Source organism: Streptococcus sp. 2022WUSS083, assembly GCF_044427155.1.
Taxonomy (GTDB): domain Bacteria; phylum Bacillota; class Bacilli; order Lactobacillales; family Streptococcaceae; genus Streptococcus; species Streptococcus hashimotonensis.
The window spans coordinates 136,388-156,748 of sequence record NZ_JAOTGK010000002.1 but is presented as its reverse complement, the minus strand read 5'-3'; the positions used below and the strand labels follow the sequence as shown (position 1 = coordinate 156,748).

Below are 20,361 nucleotides of genomic sequence, written 5' to 3'. Positions count from 1 at the left end.
CCCCTAGACCAACTCTGTTCCAAAAGAATCCTGTTTAATTTTCCCAGCCTTCATCAAACCACCAAGAGCTTTTTTGAATTGCCCTTTGGAAATACCAAAGGTGGCCTTGATGTCTTCCGGAGCAGACTTATCGTTCAAGGTCATGAAACCTCCATTGCTTTCCAGATAAGTCAATATCATCTGAGCATCATTTTCCAGCATCTCAAATGAACGTGGCTTGAGAGACAAGTTCAAGGTCCGATCAACTGCACGGTAGCCGATGACACGCGCCTCCAAAACCTGACCCAGACGTGGTTCCGCAAAGCGTTCGCTCGGATGGATAAAACCAAGCATGTTGTTGTCTGGCAAATAAACAAAAGTACCATTCATTTTCAAACGATAGACAATCGCTCGCAGATTTTGGTTTTGCATATTGTCATAAGCAGGTCCAGCCATTTTCTGAAAATCTTCCTGAAAAGCTGGCAGAGCCCAAATGCGATCCTTCTTATCGACGTCTAATTTGACGTACAACTGATCCCCTTTCTTCGGCCAGAGTTCCTTGATTTCAGGCAAAATGTCCAAGGAAACAACCACTTGCTTGTCTGGTAGACCTGTATCCACAAAGACACCCAAATCCTTACGTACCTCTGTGACAGTTCCCCAACCAAAGCTGGTACGACTCACTCCAACTTCCTTAGTTGTCAAACGGAGTTTTTGTTTCATATCAGTATAGGCAAATCCCTTAACAGATTGACCTAGACTATGTTCTCCTTCATCCTTAGAAAGAGCAAAGGTTCTCCCCTCTTTTTGGACAAAGTAAAACTGATCGTTTTCGTCAGTCACTAAACCAACGATATACTGTGCTAATAAATCATTCATGATTTTCTTCTTTCTGATTAAAAAGTGGGGGAAGTCTTGTCTAACTCCCCCCATTAGATTTCTTATTGGTTCACCACTGGAAGTTAGACAGCCCAGTGATAATCTGTTTTTGTAGCCTAAAAACGTGTCGATTAAACTTCCAACAATTCTTTTTCTTTGTCGGCAGTCATTTTATCAATTGTCTTGATAGCATCATCTGTTACTTTTTGAATATCTTTTTCAAGCGACTTCAATTCGTCTTCAGTGATTTCTTTTGCTTTTTCAGCTTTTTTAGCATCATCCATAGCATCACGACGGATATTGCGGATAGCAACTTTAGAGTTCTCACCCACTTTTTTCACATCCTTCGCTAAATTCTTACGAGTTTCCTCTGTAAGGGCAGGAATAACCAAACGGATAACAGTACCGTCAGACTGTGGTGTCAAACCAAGGTCAGATGCGTTCAAAGCACGCTCAATATCCTTCAAGATTGACTTATCAAACGGAGTAATCAATAGAACACGCGCTTCTGGCACTGTAATACCAGCCAACTGGTTCAATGGCGTTGGAGAACCGTAGTACTCAACGGAAATACGGTCCAACAAACTAGCATTAGCACGGCCAGCACGAATGTGGCTGAATTCACGTGCCAAACTCTGATGAGATTGGTTCATGCGCTCTTGCGCTTTAGCAATAATTTCTTTAGACATAAGACTTCCTTCTTTGTATTTTTTTACAGTCTTTTAGTTTACTTTTAGTACTAGGCAACGAGCCACAGGCATAACCGAAGTTAGGTAAGGCGAATTAACGAAGTAATAAAAGAAAAACTAAATGACGATATGATTTATTTTTCTTCTGAAGAATTTGAAACGGTAGTACCGATTGGCTCACCGAAGACAACACGTTTAATATTTCCTGGTTCATTCATATTGAACACGACCAAATCAATATCATTGTCCATTGAGAGAGTTGATGCTGTCGCATCCATGATTTTCAAACCACGACTAATCACTTCACGGTGGGTCAATTCATTGAATTTAACTGCATTAGCATCTTTCTTCGGATCAGCATTGTAGACGCCATCCACACCATTTTTAGCCATCAAAATCGCATCTGCTTCAATTTCTGCAGCACGAAGAGCCGCTGTCGTATCCGTTGAGAAGTACGGAGAACCAATACCAGCTCCAAAAATAACAATGCGACCTTTTTCAAGATGACGAAGAGCACGACCACGAATATAAGGCTCTGCAACTGACTGCATCGCAATCGCTGTCTGCACACGTGTATCCACACCAAGCTGTTTAAGGGAATCAGCCATTACAAGAGCATTCATAACAGTCCCCAACATGCCTGTATAGTCTGCTTGAACTCGATCCATACCCGCTTCAGCAGCAGGTTCTCCACGCCAAAGGTTACCACCACCAATAACAAGGGCAATCTGAATACCTGATTCTGCGACTTCCTGAATTTCCTTTGCCATTTCCTGAACAGTTTTAAGGTCAATACCGACACCACGTTCACCAGCCAAGGCTTCACCAGATAGTTTGATTAGAATACGTTCGTATTTAGGTTTCATCATCTCTCTCCTCTTTTTTATCCCTACTATTCTACCACAAAAACCGTTTTTTTTATACTGAAATCTCCAAGAAAAAAGGAAAATCCTCAACGAACTTTCCTTCTCACATTCTAAAACGCCTCTTTTTCCCAGCTTTTCAATAGTAGAAAATAGAGATCTTTAAAACAAACTAGCCTAGGCGCAATTTCCTCCGTAAACTCTGAGCCCGACTTCCAATTAAACGATCTAGCTGACGAGTCTTCAATGTCAAGATGACAAAGACAAGCATACCTGCTCCACCTGCAACAGCCAAGTGGATAAAGCTAGATACATAGCCATTTGCTGGAAGGATAAGATTCAAAACAAATTCAATCCCCCATACAATGAGTCCCATTACGATAGAAATCCAACTAATGGTCGCAATATCTTTTATCACTAGTCTTTCATCAATATGCAGAACCTTGTCAATTCGCCTATAGAAGAGGTACAGCATAATTCCCAACCCAAATATCGTTGAGATAAAGCTACCATATACCTTAAAGACATAGATCATTGGTACTTGTAAAACGATTTTCACTAGCATCCCAATCAAGAAATAATAAATGGCTCTTCTATTTTCAAATATCGCTTGAATGACCACACTAATGACAGAATATAGTCCCAGAGGTAAAATTAAAAATAAGTTCCAAATAAATAGAGTAATGGCGATAGGGTCTGACGGTCCGTAAAAAATCGTATAAAGTGGCCCAGCCAACAAGACCGTTCCAACAATTGCCGGTATAGTGAATATAAAGAGTAATTGTAGATTATCCGCCACTAAATGAGACGCCGCCTTCAAATCTTTCTTGACAAATTTCTCTGTAATCAATGGAATAGCAACACTTCCCAAACTCAGTGAAATCCCGATAATCATCATCGTAATCTTACTTGGATTGGCAGCCATATATGAATAAAGTTCCAAAAGTTCCGAATTACTGTAATCCGTAATTCTTTCCATAACACGAATAAAGGTGACTTGATCAATAAACTGCAATAATTGAATCGTTAGACCTAAAATGATAATTGGAATCGCATCTCGAACAGTTTCCTTAATAAGTTGACCTGTATCCAAAGAAATCTTTTGTTTCTTAGCATGAAGCAACTTACCAAGGTAACCTTGCTTCCATAAAGTATAAACTAAAATCCCAACACTAGCAATCATCCCGACAAAAGCTGCAAAGGTAGATTGGACAACTGCTTCAAGATAGTCACCGCTACCCAACTTCATAATCATAAATGTTGCTGCCAGTATCCAGATAACCCGTACCAGCTGCTCTGCAAGCTGGCTGATCGCATAGGGCTTCATATCGTGCCGACCTTGGAAAAAACCACGCAAGATACTCATGGCTGGGAAGATAAAGAGAGGCGGGACTAGACTATACATGACTGGAAGTAACTTTTCCTTCGACCCCGATGCGTCTGCCAACCACGGAGCACTTAGATACATGACCCCTGCAAAGACAGCTCCAAAGACCAACATGAGCTTGAAGAATTCTCTGACCAAGTAAAGCGACACCTCTTCTTTACCCAAGACATTGTATTTAGCTACTTGTTTAGCAATAGCTGTCGGAAGACCAGCTGTTGAAATCAATAAGAAGTTGGCATAGATTTGATACCCCATACTAAAGAGGGCATTGGCTTCAGCTCGATATTCCCCTAACCAAATATACCAGGGAATAACATAGGCAACACCAAGCAGGCGACTAAGAATATTTCCAGCAGTCAACCAAGCCAAGCCTCTGGCCATTGTCGCCTGTTCTTTGGACTGCTGCATTTCAACTTTTTCGGACATTCTTCTATTACTTTCTATGTAAATATAAGACAGGAAAAACTCATACTCTTCGAAAATCAAAATCAGACGTTGTTGACTTGATTTGATGAACTTCAGTTCTATCTGCATCTACGTCGCCTAGTCTAATTCTGATTTTCATTAAGTATCAATTATTAATTTCTATTTTTGGATTTTCACAAAGTCTAACTCTTTCATTATAAACTTTTATCATACCAAAGTAAAAGAAAAACCCACCCATAAGGTGGGCAAGTCAATTAATTATCAATTGAATGATATTTCACTGTCAACCCTCGTTGTACAGCTGGGCGCTGAGCTATTTTCTCTACCCAGGTCTTTAGATGCTTGTAAGAATCAACATCTAAAAATTCTGCCGAACCTGGATATAGTTCTCCTTGCACCAAGCGACCATACCAAGACCAAATAGCAATATCTGCGATGGTATAGGTATTTCCAGCTATATATTCTCTAGTCGCCAATAGTTGATCCAAGAGATCCAGCTGACGCTTAGTTTCCATTGTATAGCGATTAATCGGATATTCTTGCGCTGTCGGAGCGTAATGGAAGAAATGTCCAAATCCTCCACCAACAAATGGAGCGGAGCCAGTTTGCCAGAAGAGCCAATTAAGAACCTCTGTCCGCTCTGCCCAAGCTTTTGGTAGGAAGGCCTCAAACTTTTCTGCCAAGTAGAGAAGAATATTAGCTGATTCAAAGACCGAAATCGGTTCTTGCTCGGAATAATCTACCATAGCTGGTATTTTGGAGTTGGGGTTGATGGCAACAAAATCGGAGCCAAATTGATCCCCTTGACCGATATTGATGAGAAAGAGGTCATAATCAGCTTCCGAAATACCTAACTCTTTCAACTCCTCCAACATAATAACAACCTTAATGCCATTCGGCGTCCCCAATGAATAGACTTGGAAAGGCTTCTCTCCCTTTGGTAGGTCTTGCTCAAAGCGACTGCCCGCTGTTGGACGGTTGCCAGATCGGTTGTCATTTTCATCTTCCCACTTCCAAACGAGTGGTTTTGTATATTCTGTCATGTTTTCTCCTATTTTACCTTTCCTGGAAAAAGACTGGCATAGCGATATTGGTTTTGAACCTCTTGAAGGTAATGGGCTAGTTGCACCAATTCCTTAGGCGCTCGGCAAGTCAGAGCTGTTAACTCTGCATTGATAAAGCGACTTAAGTGTCCTGCCAGTATATAGAGATTTTCCTCCTTGTCCAGCTGACCTGCTACCTCCAATATTTTTTCACGCAGGGCTTCTGAAAATGCTTCCTGCGGAAGGTTGTAGGCTGCAGAAAGGTATTTATAAAGCTCTTCTTTCTCTGCTACTTTCATCGGATAACTCCTTTTATGTAAATTGAATATAGTATAAATCGAAATCAAGTGCTTGTCAAGAAAATCTCAAGAAAAAAAAGATTGCCCTAAGACAATCTTTCTATTGATTAAAGTGAGTTAGGATCAACTTTGATACCAACACCTTGTGTTGTTGTGATTGATACCGAAGTCATGTAAGTACCTTTAGCTGTAGCTGGTTTAGCTTTAGCCATTACATCGTGGAAAGCTTTGAAGTTTTCAACGAGTTTGTCAGCGTCAAATGATACTTTACCGATAAGAGCTTGTACGATACCTGCTTTGTCAGCACGGTAAGTGATTTTACCACCTTTAGACTCTTCAACTGCTTTAGCAACATCCATTGTTACTGTACCAGTTTTAGGGTTTGGCATCAAGTTACGTGGACCAAGTACACGACCAAGACGTCCAACAACTGCCATCATATCTGGAGTTGCGATAACAACGTCGAAGTCCAACCAACCACCGTTGATTTTAGCAACGAGGTCGTCTTCACCAACAAAGTCTGCACCAGCAGCTTTTGCTTCTTCTGCTTTAGCACCACGTGCGAAAACAAGAACGCGTGAAGTTTTACCAGTACCGTTTGGCAATACCATTGCACCACGGATTTGTTGATCAGCTTTACGTACGTCGATGTTCAAGTTGTAAGCAACTTCAACTGACGCATCAAATTTAGCGAAGTTAGTTTCTTTTGCAAGAGCAACAGCTTCTTCTACGCTGTAAAGTTTTGTGCTGTCGATTTTTTCAAGAGCAGCACGCAAGTTTTTGCTTTTTTTAGCCATGTTATATGTCTCCTTGTAATCAGATAATCTTGGGTGCTACTTAGTCAGTAACAGTGAATCCCATAGAACGAGCAGTACCTTCGATCATACGCATTGCAGCTTCAAGAGATGCAGCGTTCAAGTCAGGCATTTTAGTTTCAGCAATTTCTTGTACTTGTGCACGAGTAACTGTTGCAACTTTAGTTTTGTTTGGTGTACCTGAACCTTTTTCAACACCTGCAGCTTTTTTCAAAAGAACAGCAGCTGGTGGTGTTTTAGTGATGAAAGTGAATGATTTATCTTCATACACAGAGATAACTACTGGGATGATCATGCCAGCTTGGTCAGCTGTACGAGCGTTAAACTCTTTTGTGAATCCCATGATGTTGATACCTGCTTGACCAAGTGCTGGTCCGACTGGTGGAGCTGGAGTAGCTTTACCTGCAGGAATTTGAAGTTTTACGAGTTTTTCGACTTTTTTAGCCATGATATAAAATCCTCCTATTGTGGTTTTGGCGGTAATTAAAGATTTTTACCTCCCACAAATATGTGTTTTACACATACCTTTTCATTATACACGAATTTCAAAGAAATGCAAGCTTTAGGTTTACTTTTTTTCACATTTTTTATAGAATGAATGTATGTTTGAATCGATTATATTTTTAAAAATAGTAGCCTTTCTATTTATCTTTCTAACCTTGGCCATTTCGATAATTGCTGTCAAGTTTTTTAGGTTGCAAAACCGAGGATGGAACTTTGCGGACATTGCCTTTCCTCTCTATGCAATTGAATTTTATCTGATTTCGGACAAGGCCTACTATAACAGTCTACTGCCTCAGCTTGTCCTAGCCCTATCACTACTAGCGATTGGTCTTTGTGGTTTCTTCCTTTTAAAGAAAAAGAATTTTTTATATCGCCGTTTCTTCAAGGTTTTCTGGCGAGCTAGTTTTATCTTGACCTTTTTGATGTATCTAGCTTTGGTTATTGCGGTCTTCACTTTAAAATCCTAAAATCATCTATCCTTTCATAGATGGCATAATAAATCCCCATTGCAGGCGCAGTGGGGATTCTTTTTTATACTAAATCAGACAAGGCGACGTAGATGTATAGTCGAATGAATTAGCTTTCAGACAAGGAACTGAGGTGCAGGTTGCTAGCACAGCCTAGTGGCTGTGCTAGGTTGGAGATATAACTTGCAAAGCAAGTCACTTCTGCAGAGTACGGCAAGCCGAAAGTGACGATGTATCAAAGTTAATTCAAATGACTATAGATAGAACTGACCTTCATCAAATCAAGTCAACAGCGTATGATTTTGATTTTCTAAGAGTATTAATTAGTTGTCATACTGATAGGCCTCTCTGGGCATGAAAAGATGGACTTATTCATGAATTTCTAGAGGGAGGCCATCTGGATCAAAGAAGAAGGCCATTTTTTTACCATCAAAATCATCTGTTCGCAGGACTTCATGTCGGATGTCCAAACGGTCAAACTCTTCCAGACAAGCTTCCACATCTGCAACCTGGAAGGCTAGATGGCGTAGACCTGTATGTTCAGGATTGGGCATGACCGGACGCATTGGCGCATCTGGTTTGATGAAAATTTCCAAAATCAGATTGCCTTTTTTGACATTGAAGAGAATATCATTTTTTTCTGGGCGAATATGCTCATCCACCTGTTCAAATCCTAGTTTCTCAACATAAAATTCTCTTATTTTGTCATAGTCACTACCGATAATTGCAATATGATGAACTGCATCAAATTTCATTATTGTGTTTCCAATACCTTTCTAGGTTTTGTTCCTTCAGCTGGACCAATGACACCCGCTGCTTCTAGCTCTTCCATGAGGCGTGTTGCCCTGTTAAAACCAACAGACAAGCGTCGTTGAATCATAGAGGCGCTGGCTTTTTGTGTCTCAACTACCAAGGCACGTGCTTCGTTGAAAAGTGGATCTCCTCCAGCATCACCAAAACCTGCATCGCCATCACCTTCTGCCACTTCACCTGGATCAAAGGATTCATCATAATCTGCATCTGCTTGATCCTTGATAAAGCCAACTATTGCTTCTACATCATCATCGGATATAAAGGAACCTTGCAAGCGGACTGGATGGTTTTCATCAATCGGTTTAAAGAGCATGTCACCGCGGCCCAAGAGTTTTTCAGCACCGTTTTCATCTAGAATCGTCCGACTATCTGTACCGCTTGATACGGCAAAGGCGATACGAGATGGTACATTGGCTTTAATCAAACCTGAAATAACATCAACAGATGGTCGCTGGGTAGCAAGAATCATGTGGATACCTGCTGCACGAGCCTTCTGTCCCAAGCGAATAATGGCATCTTCCACTTCCTTGCTGGCTACCATCATCAAGTCTGCCAACTCATCTACGATTACCACAATGAGAGGAAGTGGAATCTGTTTTTCTTCTGAACGGCTATTAAATTCTTCGACCTTCGCATTATAACCTTCCAAGTTTCGGACACCAATTTGGCTAAACAACTCATAGCGTTTCTCCATTTCATCCACTACTTTTTGAAGAGCTCGAGCAGCCTTGCGTGGGTTGGTCACAACGGGAATCAATAGGTGGGGAATATCATTATAGACCGATAATTCGACCATTTTGGGGTCAATCATCATGAACTTAACTTGGTCTGGACCAGCTTTCATGAGAATTGAAGAGATGATACCGTTGACAGCAACAGACTTCCCTGAACCAGTTGAACCAGCCACCAATAGATGGGGCATACGTGCTAGGTTAAAGGAACGGACGGAGCCATTGACAGCCTTACCGAGAGGAATTTCCAAAAGCTTGTCTGGGTCTGTTTTAGATTGTTCCCAGAGCTCACGGAAAGGTACTGTAGCTACTTCGGAGTTTGGAACTTCAATACCGACCAGAGATTTTCCTGGGATAGGAGCTTCAATACGGACATCTTTAGCCGCAAGGGCTAGAGCCAAATCATCAGCTAGGTTAGAAATCCGATTGACACGAACGCCGACTGCTGGTTTGACTTCATACTTGGTTACCGATGGTCCAATCTCAGCACGCTCAACTACTACCTTGATTCCAAAACTGGCAAAGGTGTCTTCTAAAACTTTAATATTCTGACGAACAATTCGTTTTTCATTGGACTGACTCTTAGCTTTTATAGGAGCAAATAAGTCTATGGACGGAAGTTTATATGCTAGTCTCTGCTTAGGCTTGAAATCAATCTGCACATCTGTCTCGTCCTTCTCAAACTCATTTGTTTCAGAATCCTGGCTTGCCGAGTTTGATTGTGCTGGTTGGTCATCTTCTGCCAACATAATAGGAAATTCATCTTCTATGTCTAAGTGGTCATATTCTGAAATAATCGGTACTTGAACAGGCTCTTCTTCAAGGATTTCACCAGTTTCTAAATCGACATGTCTATCTACCAGTGCCAAAGCCCGAGCCGACACTTCCTCTTCCTCTAGACGAAGGCGTTCCTCTTCTAGACGAGCTAATTCTTGCTGACGTTTTTCTTCTCGTTCAGCCTTCTTCTGTGTTCGAAGCTCTGCTCTTTTTACCTGCGTCTCCACCAACTTATCTTTGGCAACCGCCAAGCCATCGGCAACATCATAAACAGACCATGGGCTTACAAAAAAGATACCAAATGCTATCACTAGAAGACCGATGAAGAAGGAACCGACATTTGCAAAGAGGAAGGAGACTGGCAGATAGAAGATACTTCCAATCATCCCTCCGCCTAGAAATGCTGTTACTTGAAACTTAGCTAGGTCTGACAAGGCCAATTTTAGAGTATGACCGAATAAGTCACTCCCTTGATAGGTCCAGTCTAAGTAAGCCTGAAATTCAATCAATAACCCGATCACAATCAGCCAGAAGCCCGATATGGTCCCTTCTCTTTCGCGTAAGACTTTGGGAATAAAAAGGTAGATAAATGCACCCGCCAATAATAGATAGGCCAGACTACCAAATAATAGCCGGAAAATATTGTAGCTGGTCACTCCAAACACACCTAGGCGACTGGCTGCAAAGGCAATGAATAAAAGCCCCAATACTCGAAGGGTGATATTTTTAACACGTTCTTGCTGTGCTAATTCTGCCTTGGTTGGTCGCCTCGTAGCCTTTCCTTTTTTACTTGTCTTTCTCATAGATACCTCAACTTTCTCAATCTCTTTATTCTATCATAATTGGGAAGAATTTTCATGATAGAAAAAACCCTGAAAATACAGGGTTTCTCTTGGAGTGAAAGAATAATTTAAGAGGGCAAATAATATTATAGAGCGTTTAGAATAATCTGACCTTCTACGTAGAAGGTTGATGTCAAGGTTTCTTGACCATCGTTAATAAAGATTTCCAAACAGTTGGTGTCAACCAAGACCTCTAGCTCTGTCGCTTGAACCGTGACCGCTCGACGAACAGTTGACCATTCCTCCTCACCAACTTGCTGGATTTTGAGAGAGCTACGGTCGATATAGACTTCTTGTCTTTCTTTATCATAACCAAATTGCAAATAGTCTTGGTCTGCTCCCAGTTTCAAGTCTAGACTATCGTCCAGTTTGAGGGAGAGCTTACTTGGTCCTTGAATAACTTGACCGATTTCAATGTCGTCAAAGCTGTTCAAGATACTTGCTGGCAAGACCTGTCTGAGTCCATTCTCACCTTGCTTAAGTAGACGAGGTAGGTTCATTTGACCATACCACTTATGTCCCAAGTCATTGGTTACAAGCGGACGTCCCCATGTATGCATCCAGGCAATCATGACACGTTCCCCTTCTGGACCTTCAGTCGTTTGAGCTGCATAGAAATCATGCCCATGGTCGATTTCCTTAAAAGAATCTGCCTCAAAGACTTTCTTGTCCCAGTCCACATGACCAGTCACAAAGATATTGGAATTGATATTGACAAAGTCATTATCTTCTTTTTGATAGCGCATCGGCGAAACAATCAGGTATTCTTGACCATCTACTTCAAAGTAATCAGGACATTCCCAAACGTGACCTTGGTGGGCTTGGCCTTTTAAGAAGATAGACTCAAATTGCCAGTCCAGCAAATCGTCAGATCCTAGTAGGACAATACAGCCGACACCGTCTTTATGCTTGGTCGCTACAACGGAGTAATAGCGACCATCTTTCTCGAAAATCTTTGGATCACGGAAGTCATTGGCGATGACTTCTTCTGGTAGAAGTTCCTCCGTTGCGACAGGGTTCTGAGCGATTTTTTCAAAATGAATACCGTCTGTCGAATAGGCCATGTTCTGCACCTGTCTGACAGAGCCATCTTCATTGACGATGTTGCCCGTGTACATGAGCCAGAGGGTATCTTCTTTGACAATAGCAGAGCCCGAGAAACAGCCATCCTTATCGTAGTCCTTGTCTGGAGCCAGGGCAACTGGGAGATGTTCCCAGTTGACCAAGTCCTTACTTTTGGCGTGGCCCCAATGCATTGGTCCCCAAACACTTTCATAGGGATTGAATTGATAAAAGAGGTGGTATTCTCCTTTGAAATAGACAAATCCATTTGGGTCATTGATCCAGCCAATTTCTGGAACGAAGTGACGTTCTGGTCTAAAAGTCGGATCAAGGGTTACTTTTTCTGCTTGAATATATGCATTGGCTTTTTCAACTGTTTTCACAGGCAGCCTCCTTTTTGATTACTGATTTTCTTTGTATTGATCGTAGTATTTTTGCTTGATAGCTAACCAGTCAGACAGACCGTAGCTTTCCAATTCTTTCAAATAGCTATCCCATTCTTCTTCAATACCGCCGTTGACAATCCATTCTGCACGTTTGCGGTAGATGAAGTCGTTCATATCTGCTTCAACTTGGGCAATCTTATCCAAATCTTCTTGTTCCATGAAGACACGAGGGTAAATATCATCGTTTGTTACATAGTCAAGATAAGTAGCGTGCATCAAGTCCAAACGCCATTTAGCGTCATCTGGCATGGTGGTCACTTTGCCGTAGTATTCATCAAGAATAGCCAAGGGTCCACCAACTTCTGTCTTCTGACGCAATTCGCCTGGAGCTGTACCGTTCAATGGTAGGTGTTTGAGGCTATTAGTTGCTGTGTCAAGTTCAAAGATATTTTGCTGTGTCTCATCTCCATAAGTACCCCAGTTGTTTTGGACAGATTGGAGCGGAGCGTATTGGGCATCAATCCACTTGGCTGTCAATTCCAAGTTTTTATTAGCTGATGTGATGACCATGCGGTCACGTTGGAAGCCCATACCGTTTGTACGAGTGATGTGCTTGGTTCCATCAGGACCTGCCAAGACTGGCAAGATGTCATAGGTATCGTTCATACCTGTCACATTTGCCTTATCCCAAGTAAAGTAAACACCGTAGAGATTTTCACTTCCTTTAGAGATGTAAGTGTTCCAATCTTGTTCGAACGCTTCAGGATCTAGAAGACCTTTTTCTTGAAGGGTGCGCATAAATTCAACACCTTCTTTGTAGTCTTCATTGTCCGCTGTGAAGTCAACAGTTCCGTCATTGCTGACAACTAAGTGGTCATCATTATCACCTACACCGAATGCACCAAAAAGAATTTTGAAGTCCTCATTTCCTCCACCATTGATGAAGCCCATTGGAATTTCATCCGCCTTGCCGTTTCCGTTTGGATCCTTGGTCTTGAAGGCTTCAAGGACCTTAATCAAGTCGTCCGTTGTTTTTGGCATTTCAAGACCGAGTTTGTTCAACCATTCTTTGTTAATCCAAGCGATATCGTTAACGGTGTGAATTGATTCCTTACCTTCACCTAACTCTTCAATCCATGGGAATGAGTAGATATGTCCGTCTGGAGCCGTAATCATTGAACGGTATTCTGGGTTCTCATCAAGAATTTTCTTGAGGTTTGGCATATGCTCATCAATCAAGTCTTCAACTGGTACGATGACCCCTTGCTTCGCCCAGTTCATCAATTCCACATCAGAAGCCCCGTCATTATGAATAGCATCTGGCAAATCACCTGAGACAATATCTAAGTTCCGTTTTTCACCAAAGTCTGACTGATAATTTGTCCAGTCAATATGAACGCCTGTTTCCTCTTCTAATCGCTTGAAAATTAATTTTTCATTCGGATCTGCTGGGGCTAAAGGCGAACTTGAAGTCATAAACTTAAGCGTAACTGATTTTTCCAAAGGGAACTGGACATCTGTCAATTCATAGTCAGGGCTTGATGCGGTATTTTTTGAGCCACAAGCAGCCAATAAAACGGTACTTGCAAGAAGCGTAACAACTGTTTTTCCAAATTTGTGTTTCATCAGAAACAACCTCCTATTTTGTTTTCTTAAAAATAATTGATACTTATACTCAATGAAAATCAAAAACAGACTAGCTCCAAAGGTTTGGGGAACCTTTGGAGGTTGGAGATAGAGCGAACGTAGTTCGTTTCTACTCACGCAGATATAACTCTGTTCCTTTTATATTTCAAGGAACAGGCTGAAAAGATCCACTGGATCTTTTCACTCATCAAATCAAGTCAACAACGTCTGATTTTGATTTTCGAAGAGTATTATTAACCTTTTAATGAACCAGCCATAATACCCTTGTCAAAGTATTTCTGGAAGAATGGATACATGACAATGAGTGGCAAGCTAGAGATAACTATGGTCGCATACTTAATCATTTCTGCGATTCGTTTCATTTCATTCATGGCAGCCTGGGCACCAATCATGTCCTTAGCAGGCTCGCTCTGAATGAGGATTTTACGAAGTACTAGTTGGAGTGGCTCCAAGTCTGGGTCCTTGATGTAAATCATGGCATCAAAGTAAGAATTCCATTGACCTACAAAGGCATATAGGAAAAGTACAAACATGATTGGCTTAGCTAGTGGAATCATGATTTTCCAGAAAATCTGAAATTCATTGGCACCGTCCATCACTGCCGCTTCTACCAACTCATCTGGCAAGCCTTGGAAATAGGTCCGTGCCAAGATGATATTCCAAACATTGACTGCACCAGGGATAATAATGGCCCAGACAGTATTCAACATTCCCAAATCTTTGACCAATAGATAGGTCGGAACAAGGCCACCACCGAAGAACATAGTGAAGACAAGGAAGGCATTGATCCATTTTTTCCCAACCAAATCTTTTTTAGAAAGAGGGTAGGCAGTCATGACTGAGATAGCCACGGTCACGAAGGCAAAGGAGAAGGAATAAAAGAGGGAGTTGAAAAATCCGCGTAGGATAGACTTATCTGAAAATACCCGTTGGTAGCCTTCTACTGTCCAGTCCTTTGGATCAAAGCTAATTCCCTTGCTGACCAAGGCCTGCGGATCCATGAAGGATGCGACTAGGATATAGACCATAGGCACAACTGTTATGAGAACAAGAAATGCCAGCAAGATTTTATTGACAATCAGCATTCGCTTGTCAAATTTTGTGTACATTTGTGTATTCATACGAACCTCCTATAAGCCTTGTCCATCATTGATGCGTTTGACAATCTTATTGACTGCAATCAGCAGGATAATATTGATAAGTGCGTTAAATAAGCCAACCGCTGTTGAATAAGAGTAGTCACCTGACACCAAACCGATTTTATAGACATAGGTTGAGATGATTTCAGAACTGGTTAGGTTGAGGGAGGTCTGCATCAGGAAGGCTTTTTCATAGCCAACGTTCATGATGCCCCCAGCTGCCAGGATAAATTGAATGACCATGACTGGTTTCAGTGCAGGCAAGTCAATGTGCCAGATTCGTTGGAAGATGTTGGCACCGTCAAGTTTAGCCGCTTCAATCAAGGCTGGATCAACATTGACCAAGGTAGCCGTGTAGAGTGTCGATGCCCAGCCCATTCCCTGCCAGATACCACTTAAGATATAGAGCGGTCTGAAGAAGTCAGGATCTGTCAGGAAGTTGGCTTCAATACCAAATAGACTGAGGATTGAGTTGACTGGTCCTCCTACTGAGAAGAAGAGGAAAATCATACCAACGATGACAACGACTGAGATAAAGTTTGGAGCGTACAGCACCAACTGAATCCGTTTTTTAGCCTTATCACTCAATAGTTGGTTGAGCATAATTGCCAAAATAATGGGCGGGAGAAATCCTAGTAGTAGACCGTAGACACTCAATTTCAAGGTGTTGGCAAGTAAGGTACCGAAATTGGGAGAAGAGAGAAACTTGGTAAACTCTTCAAACCCAATCCACTCACTACCAAGCACCCCTTTTAAAGGATTGTAATCTTTAAAGGCAATCAAGACCCCGTACATAGGGATGTAACGGAAGATGAAAGTCAAGACCAAGCCTGGTAGTAACATCAGTAACAAGAGTTTCTGTTGCTTGATTCGATCCAAGAGCCCAGCTTGTTGCAGTTTTGATGTTTTCATAAGAACTCCTTTTTGAAACGTTTCAAATTTGTTGATTTTAGAAAGAGGGTGCGAACCTCTTTTTTGAAACGTTTCATTTTTCTTGTAAAAATAAAACCAACTGTTTATTGATGATTTTATTTTACCATTGTAACCGTTTTCTGTCAACTGCTTTTTTAAAATTTTTTTGTAGTTTTTCCGTCCACATAAGAAATTGGTAACGTAACTTGGAGGGGACGCTCTCTTTTCTCGATGACATCGACTAGACAGGCAACTGCTTCTTGGGCCATAGCCTCTAGAGGCTGACGAATGGTGGAAAGTTCTAAAGAGCGTTCACTTGCCAACTGAATGCCATCATAGCCGATCACCTGTACATCTTCTGGAACCCGTCGTCCCAGTTTTTCCAAAACAGCAAGTGTGTCTAGGGCTACAAAATCATTGATGGTGAAAATGGCGTCAACCTGTGGATTGTTAATCAGAAACTCTTCGACTTGGCCGACAAAGTCATCATATGGCTCTTCCAAGTCCAAGACCTGACAAGGAAAACCTGCCTCTACAATCCGTTTTTCAAAGTACAATCTGCGCTTCTTGGTTTCATTGATTGTTTTATTGTGCCCGCCGATAAAGGCAAAATGGCGACCTCCTTTTGCAATCAAGGTATCCGCTGCCAGTTCCGCACCAGCTTGGTTGTCCGAACTGACACAAGGAATAGCCTTATTTTCATAGGTGCGGTCGATACTGACGAATGGGATGTTAGAAGATAAGTAATCCTCAATCGGACTGTAGGTGATGGCAATGATGCCGTCAACCTTATTTTGCTGGAGCATAGTTAGGTAGTCTAGTTCCCGCTTGGGTCCCGAGATATTGCAGAGCAAGAGCTTGTAATTCTTCTTGCTTAAAGCTACTTCGACATGGTAGGCAAACTCTCCAAAAAATGGATGCCAGACTGTTGGAATAATTAAGGCAATGGTTTCCGTCCTGTTCTTTTTCATCCCACGTGCATAAACATCTGGAATGTAATTTAATTCCTGAATGGCAGTCTGAACTTTTTCAAGTGTGCTTTCCTTAATACCAGGCTCCTTATTAATAACTCGCGAAACCGTACCAACACTGACACCAGCTAGTCTTGCTACATCTTTCATAGTAATTGATTTTTGCTCTTCCATTGTTTGCTCCTTTCTATTTCGTTTTTGAAACGTTTCAATATTTTATATTAGAATACCATTGATAACGTTTTCTGTCAAGAAAAAATAGACCAGCCTTGCCAGTCTACATTTTCTTCTTTGGGTGTTTGTCAATGACTTCTGGGTGATTATCCAGAGCAGCTCTGCCTTTTTCCGTCAGGGCATAGCCACGAACAGCAAAGTAAGGAGCTAGTTTTTCTTCTGTCAAGTGGTCCTTGAGGGCAGTGTCGAGGTCGGCCGCCTTCATCTTGGACAGACCTGTCACGCCTTCTGCCTTGAGGATATTCTTCTTGGCAGTGGAGGTGATGTGGTCCAGCGAATCAAAAGCTGACTCTAAATAAACATAGCCTTCCGCCAACAACTTTTCCATGTGGGCAGGGCCATTGATGCCGTAAATGTACTCAAAATACTTGGAATAGGGCGTCGTAGTTGTAAAAGTGCCAAAATTGACACGCCAGAGGAGGATAATGTCCCCTGCCAGCAGACCTTCTTCTAGCCGAATCATATTGCGTTTTGGAACGGGCTTGGCCTCCAAAAGCCAGGCTGCCAGGTCACGTTCAGGGGAAATATAGGGCTTGACCTCATGGTCTTTGTACATTTCTTCAATCCGATTCTGAATTGACATTTATTTTACCTCTTGTACTGCGTAATAGTTGCCTTCTTCGTCGCTAAAGTTGAAAGTTTTCATAAATCCAAGATCCATAACTGGGTTGGCATTGACACCGCGTTCGATAAATTCTTGGTAGGTTTTTTCAACATCTGCAGATGCCATCAAGATGGATGGAATACCAAGAAACATCTCTGGATGCATTTCAGCAACTGCTGCCTTATCATGAAGAACAAATTGAACATCGCTATCTACTTTTGGCGCGATAACATAAGAAACTTGCGGACCTTGTTCTTGGCGTTCTACACGCTCAAAGCCAACTTTTTCATTCCAGAATTTTGCAGCTGCTTCAGGATTATTGACATACAGCATAACCTGTCCGATTGATTGAATCATTTTAAATACCTCTTTTATGTTGTACAAATATCTGTTCAGACCATTATACACTAGGTAGGGATATTTTCAAAAGAAAAACGACTCTTAGAGCCGTTCAAAACCTAGGAAGCGAGTCCCCTGAAAATGCAGGTTGCCTACATCTCCCTCTGCCAAGAGGGCATACTCGTCCGAGCGTACACGGAACTCCTGCCGTCTTCCCTCCCATTCAAACGTTACATAATAATTGGTTCGTGCTACTTCGTTACCAAAAACATGAGTTCGTTTTGAGACAAGCTTGGCCCTGTAGGATTCTTTTGGGGCCTGATTGTTATGGTGCCATTCCATAAAATTTTTAATAATATGGAAACAAACCGTCGCTAATATGATTGCAGAAAAACTGTAGAAAAGGACCGTATGCCATACTAGGCTTCCATCTGGGCCAAACAAGTTCTCAAACATCACTATTCTCCTTTTTACATTTGTGAATATAGTATATCATATTGTTGAGTTAGATACACTTTTTATACTAGATAAAAATTGAAAAAATCCATATTTCATGGTAGAATGAGCATAATTTTGAACAAGACAAGAAAGGATTTTCAATGAAAAAAATACTAGCTCTTGCTCTGGCTTCGAGCATCTTGCTAACTGCCTGCACAAACAACTCGACAGCTAATAGCTCATCTTCTACAGCATCTAGCTCTAGTTCAAGCTCGACTACGACAGCTGACACAACTGCTTCTAGCCAATATGCCAAAGATTTGGCATACGCCATTAACAATCCTAAAGCTACATTCCCCCAACTTTCCAATGAAATTGGTGAAAATGAGGCTGCTGTTAAAATAAAAACAACCGAAGGCGACATCACTATAAAACTCTTCCCCGAGCAAGCTCCACTAACTGTGGAAAACTTTCTGACCCATACCAAGGAAGGATACTATAATGGAACGATTTTCCATCGTGTCATCAAGGATTTCATGATTCAAGGTGGCGATCCTCTTGGAAATGGTACTGGTGGAGAGTCTATCTGGGCCGGAAAAGATACTACTATCGATGCCGGAAATGGGTTTAAAGATGAAATTTCAGCTTTCCTCTATAACATCCGTGGCTCACTTTCTATGGCAAATGCTGGGTCTGGAACAAATGGAAGTCAGTTTTTCATCAATCAAAATACAACAGACATGTCTAGCCAACTTTCTAGTTCTAGCTATCCTGGTAAAATCATCGATGCTTATAAAAACGGAGGCAACCCAAACTTAGATGGCAAGCATACCGTGTTTGGTCAAGTCATCGAAGGGATGGACATCGTAGATAAAATCGCTTCCGTCGAAACAGATGATAGCGATAAACCTAAAACAGATGTAAAAATTGAGTCTATTGAAATTCTGAAAGATTACACCTTTTAAAAAAGAAACAGAGTGCCCACCTCCTGTCGGAGAGTAGGCACTCTGTTTCTTTTATCACGTGAAAACCAGTTACTGTTTGCTAGGGTCTTTCAGCTTACTCTTACTCTATAAAGAAAAATTATCGGTATTCGGAAAGAAGAAAACAACCATCCCTAAGTAACAAAAGGAAGACGAAAGACATAAATTGGAGATTATGTTATGAAAACAGGGGTGTCAACTGTTTTTCACGAGTTTAAAGACATTATTTAAAGAAGCCAAGCTAGGTTAATTTCTCTTATGACTTTTACGCGACGGCTTCATTTTTCCGCAGCATTTCTTTAACAATATAGCCAAAAAGATAAATGAAACAGGTATTCCAATAAATAGAGGGATGTAATTGACTGGAAGGTCCGCGACTTGCTTCACTTCTGCTTCCATTATCTCCGCTTTGTATGGGATACGATGTCCCCTAACCAAAATCCTGTGGCTATTTACCATATAAGGTGTGCAAGTCACCAACGTGACATAATCCTGTCCTTCAACAATCTGTAGGCTACTAACGTCACTAGGATCAACAACTTGAATCTTGTCTACTTGGTAGGCATGAATTTCAGACTCTTTGAGCTCAATATAAAATCTATCCCCTTCAACCAGGTCTGGTAAGTCTGTAAACAATTTAGCTTCGGTCAAGCCACGATGTCCAGAAATAACCGAGTGCGTCGATTCTCCACCGATGGGGAAGGAGGTCCCTTCTAAATAGGTTGCACCACGCGCGAGAAAGTCCTCCCTGGTTTGGTCAAAAATAGGCAATCTGATTTGGATTTTAGGGATAGAAATAACGCCCAAAACATGGTCTTCATAGACCGTTTTTAAATCTTCAACTTTTTTGGCCTCTTCGGAGAAAGGATCAAATCCGGGAGAGATATTTTGATAGGCAAATTGCTTATTTTTTGCCTCCATTTCGGCTAATTTTTGTTGATATTCCTCGGTACTTTTTTGATTTGCTTGCTGCTGGTAATGTTGAATGATTTGTTGGTTCATCAAGTCATTCAAACTATTTCTAATGAATGGATAGGAGAGAATGCCAATACCACAGGCCAGAACGACCCCCATAACAGTATCCACTATTTTTCTTTTTGTATTTTTCTTGGTTCGCTCCATATTCTCCCCT

Annotated in this window: 21 protein-coding genes; 2 read left to right on the top strand and 19 right to left on the bottom strand. The window is 41.5% G+C overall.

The annotated features are described in order from the left end of the window. Window positions 1-3 precede the first annotated feature (3 nt). From cvfB to rplK, 8 genes are all read right to left on the bottom strand, one after another. On the bottom strand, window positions 4-858 hold the full coding sequence (gene cvfB / locus ODU41_RS02775; RefSeq protein WP_024394250.1) for an RNA-binding virulence regulatory protein CvfB: 855 nt from the start codon (window positions 856-858) through the stop codon (window positions 4-6). 131 nt (window positions 859-989) lie between these two features. Next, entirely contained in the window at window positions 990-1,547 is a 558-nt protein-coding gene (frr, locus tag ODU41_RS02770; protein ID WP_024391695.1) for a ribosome recycling factor, read from the bottom strand. Between the two features lie 134 nt (window positions 1,548-1,681). Next, window positions 1,682-2,416: a UMP kinase gene (pyrH, locus tag ODU41_RS02765; RefSeq protein ID WP_015445263.1), complete on the bottom strand. Its 735-nt coding sequence runs from the start codon at window positions 2,414-2,416 to the stop codon at window positions 1,682-1,684. Between the two features lie 166 nt (window positions 2,417-2,582). After that, window positions 2,583-4,223 (bottom strand): polysaccharide biosynthesis protein, encoded by a 1,641-nt coding sequence (locus tag ODU41_RS02760; RefSeq protein ID WP_024408418.1) that lies wholly within the window; start codon window positions 4,221-4,223, stop codon window positions 2,583-2,585. A 254-nt stretch (window positions 4,224-4,477) separates the two neighbouring features. Then, on the bottom strand, window positions 4,478-5,266 hold the full coding sequence (gene yghU, locus ODU41_RS02755) for a glutathione-dependent disulfide-bond oxidoreductase (RefSeq protein ID WP_398578625.1): 789 nt from the start codon (window positions 5,264-5,266) through the stop codon (window positions 4,478-4,480). 8 nt (window positions 5,267-5,274) lie between these two features. Next, a complete protein-coding gene (locus ODU41_RS02750; RefSeq protein ID WP_024384954.1) occupies window positions 5,275-5,565 on the bottom strand; it encodes a hypothetical protein in 291 nt (96 codons plus the stop codon). 107 nt (window positions 5,566-5,672) lie between these two features. Continuing rightward, complete coding sequence (gene rplA, locus ODU41_RS02745; protein WP_004194879.1) at window positions 5,673-6,362, bottom strand: 50S ribosomal protein L1; 690 nt, start codon at window positions 6,360-6,362, stop codon at window positions 5,673-5,675. A gap of 40 nt (window positions 6,363-6,402) precedes the next feature. Next, window positions 6,403-6,828, bottom strand: a complete 426-nt coding sequence (gene rplK / locus ODU41_RS02740; protein ID WP_002935890.1) for a 50S ribosomal protein L11 — start codon at window positions 6,826-6,828, stop codon at window positions 6,403-6,405. Between the two features lie 154 nt (window positions 6,829-6,982). Here rplK and ODU41_RS02735 point away from each other — a divergent pair, with 154 nt between their 5' ends. Then, window positions 6,983-7,351, top strand: a complete 369-nt coding sequence (locus ODU41_RS02735) for a DUF3397 domain-containing protein (protein ID WP_004194874.1) — start codon at window positions 6,983-6,985, stop codon at window positions 7,349-7,351. 368 nt (window positions 7,352-7,719) lie between these two features. On the opposite strand, the gene ODU41_RS02730 is transcribed toward ODU41_RS02735, so the two are convergent. From ODU41_RS02730 to ODU41_RS02685, 10 genes are all read right to left on the bottom strand, one after another. Further along, window positions 7,720-8,106, bottom strand: a complete 387-nt coding sequence (locus ODU41_RS02730; RefSeq protein ID WP_398578624.1) for a VOC family protein — start codon at window positions 8,104-8,106, stop codon at window positions 7,720-7,722. After that, a complete protein-coding gene (locus ODU41_RS02725; protein WP_248029147.1) occupies window positions 8,106-10,475 on the bottom strand; it encodes a DNA translocase FtsK in 2,370 nt (789 codons plus the stop codon). Before ODU41_RS02725 ends, ODU41_RS02730 begins: the two co-directional genes overlap by 1 nt. Before the next feature lie 125 nt (window positions 10,476-10,600). Then, on the bottom strand, window positions 10,601-11,959 hold the full coding sequence (locus ODU41_RS02720) for a glycoside hydrolase family 32 protein (RefSeq protein WP_141591159.1): 1,359 nt from the start codon (window positions 11,957-11,959) through the stop codon (window positions 10,601-10,603). Window positions 11,960-11,977: 18 nt separating this feature from the next. After that, entirely contained in the window at window positions 11,978-13,588 is a 1,611-nt protein-coding gene (locus tag ODU41_RS02715; protein WP_398578623.1) for an ABC transporter substrate-binding protein, read from the bottom strand. A 254-nt stretch (window positions 13,589-13,842) separates the two neighbouring features. Then, window positions 13,843-14,730, bottom strand: a complete 888-nt coding sequence (locus ODU41_RS02710) for a carbohydrate ABC transporter permease (protein WP_023369721.1) — start codon at window positions 14,728-14,730, stop codon at window positions 13,843-13,845. Between the two features lie 9 nt (window positions 14,731-14,739). Continuing rightward, window positions 14,740-15,660, bottom strand: a complete 921-nt coding sequence (locus ODU41_RS02705) for a sugar ABC transporter permease (protein ID WP_044678925.1) — start codon at window positions 15,658-15,660, stop codon at window positions 14,740-14,742. Window positions 15,661-15,815: 155 nt separating this feature from the next. After that, on the bottom strand, window positions 15,816-16,805 hold the full coding sequence (locus tag ODU41_RS02700; RefSeq protein ID WP_172078634.1) for a LacI family DNA-binding transcriptional regulator: 990 nt from the start codon (window positions 16,803-16,805) through the stop codon (window positions 15,816-15,818). A gap of 103 nt (window positions 16,806-16,908) precedes the next feature. Further along, the gene (locus tag ODU41_RS02695; RefSeq protein ID WP_074391522.1) at window positions 16,909-17,448 is read right to left on the bottom strand and encodes a hypothetical protein; all 540 of its coding nucleotides are present in this window, start codon (window positions 17,446-17,448) and stop codon (window positions 16,909-16,911) included. Beyond that, window positions 17,449-17,826, bottom strand: a complete 378-nt coding sequence (locus ODU41_RS02690; RefSeq protein WP_024407510.1) for a VOC family protein — start codon at window positions 17,824-17,826, stop codon at window positions 17,449-17,451. It abuts the gene before it with no gap. Window positions 17,827-17,910: 84 nt separating this feature from the next. Next, window positions 17,911-18,264: a DUF2500 domain-containing protein gene (locus ODU41_RS02685; protein ID WP_044683780.1), complete on the bottom strand. Its 354-nt coding sequence runs from the start codon at window positions 18,262-18,264 to the stop codon at window positions 17,911-17,913. Window positions 18,265-18,407: 143 nt separating this feature from the next. Between ODU41_RS02685 and ODU41_RS02680 the strand changes: the two genes are divergently transcribed. Continuing rightward, entirely contained in the window at window positions 18,408-19,211 is an 804-nt protein-coding gene (locus ODU41_RS02680; protein ID WP_398578622.1) for a peptidylprolyl isomerase, read from the top strand. A 264-nt stretch (window positions 19,212-19,475) separates the two neighbouring features. Here ODU41_RS02680 and ODU41_RS02675 read toward each other — a convergent pair whose 3' ends face one another. Then, complete coding sequence (locus ODU41_RS02675; protein WP_079396919.1) at window positions 19,476-20,351, bottom strand: class C sortase; 876 nt, start codon at window positions 20,349-20,351, stop codon at window positions 19,476-19,478. Window positions 20,352-20,361 lie beyond the last annotated feature (10 nt).